Annotated in this window: 3 protein-coding genes; all 3 read right to left on the bottom strand. The window is 70.6% G+C overall.

Annotated features, from left to right (window positions below):
• The coding region (locus tag A7A76_RS03560) for an acyl carrier protein (protein WP_206409904.1) at positions 1-325 on the bottom strand (325 nt) is incomplete at its 3' end.
• Between the two features lie 887 nt (positions 326-1,212).
• On the bottom strand, positions 1,213-2,583 hold the full coding sequence (locus A7A76_RS03555) for an alpha/beta hydrolase family protein (protein WP_241200703.1): 1,371 nt from the start codon (positions 2,581-2,583) through the stop codon (positions 1,213-1,215).
• 148 nt (positions 2,584-2,731) lie between these two features.
• On the bottom strand, positions 2,732-5,971 hold the full coding sequence (locus A7A76_RS03550) for an efflux RND transporter permease subunit (RefSeq protein ID WP_206409903.1): 3,240 nt from the start codon (positions 5,969-5,971) through the stop codon (positions 2,732-2,734).
• Positions 5,972-6,028 lie beyond the last annotated feature (57 nt).

The raw sequence follows: 6,028 nt of genomic DNA, 5'->3' as shown, positions 1-6,028 counted from the left end.
TGCGGAGCGGCGACGGCGCGGCCGCTTCGGCGAGCGCGCCCGCGCCGGCGAACTTGGCCGCGGCGACCGCGGCGTGCTTCTGCGCGAAGTAGCGCGCCAGCGACTCGATGTTGAAGTTCTCGAACAACAGCGTCTTGGGCAGGACGCCGAAATCGCCTTCCAGCGCCTTGATGATCTTGAGCACGCGGAAGGAATCCACGCCGAGCTCGCCGAACGGCGCGGTCGCGTCGAGCGCGCGGCCGCCGTCGGCGAGGCCGGCGGCGTCGGCGATCAAGGCCTTGAGGTAGGACTCGGTGCGTTCGATCAGCTGTTCGTGGTTGAGCATGTCGGACGGGCGATATCGGCGCTGCGCGCGTGGGCGGCGCGCAGCGCTCGGCGGTGGCGAATGGCGCGCGGGGCGCGAATGCGGCGCGCAGGGCCGGATTCGGTCGCGCGGAGAATTTCCTGAAAATCGGGGAGTTTCTTTCGCAGGCAAAGCGCTGCCGTTGCTATCGATGTCTGCCATCGATAACAAGAAATCCTGCGGAAACTGCTGACTGACTCCCGCGCGGCGCGCACGCGACGTCGCGGACAAGGCTCGGGTTTGAGGAGGGATTTACCGCCGAAACTGCGAAACCGCCGCGAACGCGACGGCCGACTTTCACCCTGGGCAGGCTCCGCCCCGTGACGCTTCGATCGCGTCACACTTTTGCGTGGGGCCGTACTGATTCCCCTGGCCTGATTCCCCGGTACGTCCGCGAACGCGGGACCATATCGCCGTCCGTCGCCTCGCGTCGCGCAGCGCAGCGCAGCCTACCGCCGCAATGTGGCAGGAAAATGCGACGCGCGAACGCCGTGCGGACACGGTCGCCTGCGGACCCGTCCCGGACGAAAGGCAATCGTTCGCGCCGGTACGTGGGCGCACCTTAGCCGAATAAAATTTGCAGGTGCGTGAACAAAATGGAACCTGTCACGATTCGCGGTGCGGGCGCGTCACTTTGCTAACGGACTTATCGAATAAAGCTGTGATGCATCACAGTATACGTTTGACCGATTGCGGGCGCGGCGCCGGCGCGAACGCCGCGAAAACGATTTTCCATCCGTTATTGCGCGGCGCCCGACCCGACGATTATTGGATATTCGCCGCACCGGCCGGTTGGGTATTGGACCGGCCCGATATTCGACGATTGCGTTACAGCGCCGGACGGCGGCGCCGTCGCGCGCCGCCGCGGCTCAGCACGAGGCGCGGGCGCACAGCGCGGCCTGGCCGTAGCGCGGTTGCAGGCGTTCGCCGCGGATGAAGTCCGCCATCAGGCGGAAGTAGCCGTCCGGTTGCCGGGTCGACAAGCGCTCGCCGTCGGCGGCGGTCTCGAATTCGTACATGCCGTGGTCGGCGTCGGCGAACAGCGCGGTGGCGATCGGCCGGCCGGCGCGTTGCAGTTCGCCGAGGCGGCGCAGCGTCTCGCGCGGCGGCGCGTCGCGGTCCTGGCCGCCGAGCAGCCACAGCTGCGGCGTGTCCAGGTTGCGCAGCAGCGGCATCGGGTCGTAGTTCGCCGGGATGCCGGGCACCAGTTGCGGCGCGTCGCGGCGGATGGTCGCTTCGTCGTTGCCGAGCAGGTACCAGCTGAAGTTTCCGCGCACTGCCGGATACCAGGCTTGCCTGGCGTACTGGGCCTTGAGCAGGGCCAGCCGTTCGTAGCCCTCGCTGAAACCGCTGTCGATCAGGCGCGCGGTGGCATCGGCGATCTGCATCGCGCCGCGCATCGCCTCGCTGTGTCCGCCGAAACCGGCGCGTTCGAGATCGAAGGCGATCGCTTCGCGGTCTTCCTCCAGCGGCGACACCGCCAGCCCGAAGCTGACCACGACGAAATCGACCGGCGCGATGCGCGCGGCCAGCGGCGCGACCCAACCGCCCTGGCTGCCGCCCTGGTAGCCGATGCGACCGACGCGGGCGCCGGCCAGGCGCCTGGCTTCGCGCAGCGCGTGCACGGCGTCGGTGGCCAAGGTCAGGTAATCCTGGGTGTAGCGGCCGCCGGAGGCGCCGGTGCCGCGTTTGTCGTACGCGAACACGCCGATGTCGGCGGCGGCGAACTGGCGTTGCAGCGAGTAGCTGCGCAGGGCCGATTCGCGTTCGGCGCCGTGGACCAGGATCACCAGCGGCACCGGGCCGTCGCCGGGCGGCATGGTCAGGCGGCCGGCGAGTTCGACGCCGCTGCCCTGGAAACGGGTGTCGGTCTGGACCAGGGCGATGCGCTGTCCGTGCAGACGGTCGAAGCGCAGGCCGCCGCGGCCGCAATCGGCGAAGCGCACGCGGTGGCCGTCGGGACGCGTCGTCCAGCCCAGCGTGCTGGTCCAGATGCCGTCGGCGCCCGCGGTCAGCGCGCCGCTGCGGCCGTCGTCGCGGCGCCAGCGCAGTTGGCCCGCGGCGCCGGGGCCGATGTCGAGCGTACTGCCGTCGTCGAGACGATAAGCGCCGATCGGCGCCGGCTCGGCGCAGCGTGCGCCGGCGGCGCCGGCATCGGCGGCGTGCGCCGTGCCGGCGAACATCGACGCCGCGAGCAGGAGCTTGCGCGCCGCCGCCACATAATCGGTCTCTATCATCATCGCCATCGCCCGCAGACTGTGTGTGCGGGCACGTTGCCACCGCTGCGTCGCGCGCCGCCAGCGGCGCGCGACGAAGCCGCCGAAGCCGCGACGAAACCGCGCTGGGCCGGAACGAAACCGGCCGCCCTGCCCCGCGCGGCCGCGCCGCTCAGGCGCCCAAGGGCTGCGCCGCGCCGGCCATGCGCGGCGCGCGACGCTCGCGCAGCCGCTGCGCCCAGCGCTCCAGCGACAGGTAGATGACCGGCGTCGTATACAGCGTGACCAGCTGCGACAGCAGCAGGCCGCCGACGATGGCGACGCCCAGCGGCCGCCGCAGTTCCGCGCCGATGCCGCTGCCCAGCGCCAGCGGCAACGCGCCCAGCAGCGCGGTCGCGGTGGTCATCAGGATCGGGCGCAGGCGCAGCAGGCAGGCGCGGCGGATCGCTTCGTCCGCCGCCATGCCGCCGCGCTGCGCGCCGATGGCGAAGTCGATCATGATGATCGCGTTCTTCTTGACGATGCCGATCAGCAGGACGATGCCGACGATGCCTTCCACCGACAGGCTCATGCCGCAGGCCATCAGCGCCAGCAGCGCGCCGACGCCGGCCGGCGGCAGGGTCGAGACGATGGTGAGCGGGTGGAGATAGCTCTCGTAGAGCACGCCGAGCACGATGTAGATCACCACCACCGCCGCCAGCAGCAGCCACGCCTCGTCGGCCAGCGAGGCCGAGAACTCGGCGGCCTTGCCGACCAGTTGCCCGCGCACCCGCGGCGGCGGCGCGAGTTCGCGTTCGCTGCGTTCGATCGCCGCGACCGCCTGCGACAGCGAATAGCCCGGGGCGACGTTGAAGCCCAGCGTCACCGCCGGCAGCTGCTGTTGATGGCTGACCACCAGCGGTTCGCTGCCGACCCGGGCGCTGGCCAGCGCGGCCAGCGGCACCACGCCGCCGGCGCCGACCTGGAAACCGAGATTGCCGCTGCCGCCGATGCCTGAAGGCGTGGCCGAATTGCTCGATGCGGCCTGGCCGAACGCGGTGGCGTTGGCGCCGGTCAGGGCGCCGTCGCCGTTGGCGCGCACGCCTAGCTGGTTGAGCAGCGCGCCGGCATTGCGGAACTGCGGCGCCACCTCCATGACCACCCGGTACTGGTTGAGCTGGGTGAAGATGGTCGAGATCTGGCGCTGGCCGAAGGCGTCGTACAAGGTGTCGTTGATCGTCTGCATCGGCACGCCGAGGCGGCCGGCCTTGGCCCGGTCGACGTTGAGCAGCAGCGCGTCGCCGCGCTCGGACAGGTTGTTGCCGACTTCGCTCAGTTCCGGTTGCAGGCGCAGGCGCTGGGTCAGGCGTTCGGCGTAATCGGCCAGGGCCCGGGTATCGACCGAGGACAGCGCGTACTGGTACTCGGTGGCGGCGACGCGGCTGTCCAGCGCCACGTCCTGCACCGGCTTGAGGTACAGGGCGACGCCGGGAACGTCGGCGACCGCGCGGCGCAATCGCGGCAGCAGTTCGTCCAGGCCGTCGCGGCGGCCGCGTTCGGCCAGCACCAGGCTGAGCTGGGCCTGGTTGAGGGTCGGGTTGACCGGCCCGGCGCCGATGAAGGCCGCGACGCCGGCCACGCCGTCTTGCTTCTGCAGGATCGCCGCCACCGCCTGGGTGCGCTGCTGCATCTGTTCGAAGGCGACGTTCTGGTCGGCCTGCAGCACGCCGACGACCAGGCCGGTGTCCTGTTCCGGCAGCAAGCCCTTGGGAATGACGACATACAGCGCCACGGTCAGCGCGACGCTGGCGCTGGCGACCGTCAGCATCAGCCGCGGACGCGCGAGCACCCAGTCCAGCGTGCGCGCGTACGCGGCGAGGATGCGCGCCCAGCGATCCGGGCCGCCGCCGCCGTCGCTGTCGCCTTCGCCGTCGCCGTGCCCGCGCGGCAGCGCGTCGCGCTTGAGCAGGTAGGCGCACATCATCGGCGTCAGCGTCAGCGACACCAGCATCGAGATCGCGGTGGCGATGGTCAGCACCCAGGCGAACTCGTGGAACAGGCGGCCGGTGACGCCGGGCATCAGCAGCAGCGGCAGGAACACCGCGATCAGCGACACGGTCAGCGAGACCACGGTGAAGCCGATCTCGCGCGCGCCGATCTCGGCCGCGCGCCGGCTGTCCTTGCCCTGCTCCAGGTAGCGCACGATGTTCTCGACCATGACGATGGCATCGTCGACCACGAAACCGGTCGCTACCGTCAACGCCATCAGCGACAGGTTGTCCAGCGACAGGCCGGCGAAGGCCATGACCGCGAAGGTGCCCAGCAGCGACAGCGGCAACGCTACCGACGGGATCAGCGTCGCCCACAGCCGGCGCAGGAACACGAAGATCACCGCGATCACCAGGCCCACGGTGAGCACCAGGGTGAACTGCACGTCCGCGACCGAGGCGCGGATGGTGCTGGTGCGGTCGGCGAACACCTCCAGGCGCACGCCGGTCGGCAGCACCGCGCGCAGCTCCGGCATCAGCCGCTGGATGCGCTCGACCGTGTCGACGATGTTCGCGCCGGGCTGGCGGCGCACGTCCAGCAGCACCGCCGGGCGGCCATCGGCCCAGGCGGCGAGCTGGTCGTTCTCGACCCCGTCGATCACCCGCGCCACGTCCTGCAGCAGCACCGGCGCGCCGTTGCGGTAGCTGACCACGGTGTTGCGGTATTCCACCGCATCGCGCAACTGGTCGTTGCTGCCGATGCTGTAGGACTGGGTCTTGCCGTTGAGCGTGCCCTTGGGCGCGTTGACGTTGGCCTGGGTCAGCGCGCTGCGCAGGTCTTCCAGGGTCAGGCCCAGGTTCGACAGCTGCGCCGGATCGACCTGCACCCGCACCGCCGGACGCACGTTGCCGGCGATCGACACCAGGCCCACGCCCTGCACCTGCGAGAGCTTCTGCGCCAGGATCGAATCGGCGTAGTTGTTGACCTCGCGCAGCGGCACGCTGTCGGAGCTCAGCTTCAAGGTCAGGATCGGCGCGTCGGCCAGGTTGACCCGGTTGTACACCGGCGGATACGGCAGGTTCGCCGGCAGCACGCCCTTGGCCTGGGCGATCGCCGACTGCACGTCCTGGGCGGCGACGTCGATGTCGCGGTCCAGGTCGAAGCGCAGCACGATGGTCGACAAACCCGCCGAGGAGTCGGAGGTCATCATCGTCAGCCCGGCGATCTGGCCGAACTGGCGCTCCAGCGGCGTGGTCACCAGCGCCGCCATCGTCGGCGCGCTGGCGCCGGGGTATTGGGTGGTGACGATCAGGCTGGGCGCATCGATCTGCGGCAGCGCCGACACCGGCAACTGGCGATAGCCGAGCACGCCGAGCAAGGCCACCGCCGCCATCAGCAGGCAGGTGGCGACCGGGCGGCGGATGAACAGGGTCGAGAAGGCCATGGCGCGCTCAACGCGCCGCTGCGGCGGGCGCCGCCGAGGCGCCCGCGGCGGGCGCGC

Origin of the sequence: Lysobacter enzymogenes, assembly GCF_017168095.1 — a bacterium.
GTDB classification, from domain to species: Bacteria; Pseudomonadota; Gammaproteobacteria; order Xanthomonadales; family Xanthomonadaceae; genus Lysobacter; species Lysobacter enzymogenes_D.
This window is presented reverse-complemented; position numbering and strand designations above follow the sequence as displayed.